General features: G+C 31.2%; 1 protein-coding gene. It reads right to left on the bottom strand.

Annotated features, from left to right (window positions below):
• On the bottom strand, positions 1-696 hold a 696-nt coding region (locus SB658_RS21815; RefSeq protein ID WP_410602264.1), incomplete at both ends, for a hypothetical protein.

The raw sequence follows: 696 nt of genomic DNA on the forward strand, positions 1-696 counted from the left end.
CTGATCAGCAGTCTTAAATGAATGTGTAGTAATCAATTTTTGTTTGTCTTTTATAAACGATCCTAGCAACTTGCCTTCTACTTCTTCGTAAAAATGCATTTGCCAGATACCCTCATATAAATTATGAAGGCCAATTGAGCTTAAGTCTATGTGGGCAGACCAAAAACCATCTTCTGAAATTGAATCAATAGGAAATAATATTTTATCCTTTGAAGGTACCCTATGAAGAGCAATAAAGAATTTTCTTTGGTCTAATGGAGCATCAATGTCTAAAATATTTGAAACACCATTTATGTTTAGAGTATAATTTTCAAGCATGAAATCAATCATATTTGTTTTGTATAATTTTGTTCTTTTTCTAGCGTTTAAAACTTCGAAAGTTATTTTTGTTTGTAAATTTTCATTGCTTGTTCTTTTAATTAATACAGCCAATTCTCTATGCAGTATCTTCCTTTGCCATTTGTGATGAACAGCATACTGTAGTGGAGTGAGTATTCCACCTTGATCTGTTACGAAGATACTGAAAGAGGAACCTTTTAGAGGGAGGATATCTTTAGCACGTATTTCTGCTACGTAAAAACCATCTTTATTCTGCTGTAGAGGAAAATCAAATGATTGATTATCACGAATGAATTTAACTGTTTCTAGGTCTTTTTTATCATATGAATGTATAAACAAAGATAAGATAGAGTTACT

The sequence above is a fragment of the Bacillus sp. SIMBA_008 genome (assembly GCF_046535495.1).
GTDB lineage: Bacteria > Bacillota > Bacilli > Bacillales > Bacillaceae > Bacillus > Bacillus subtilis.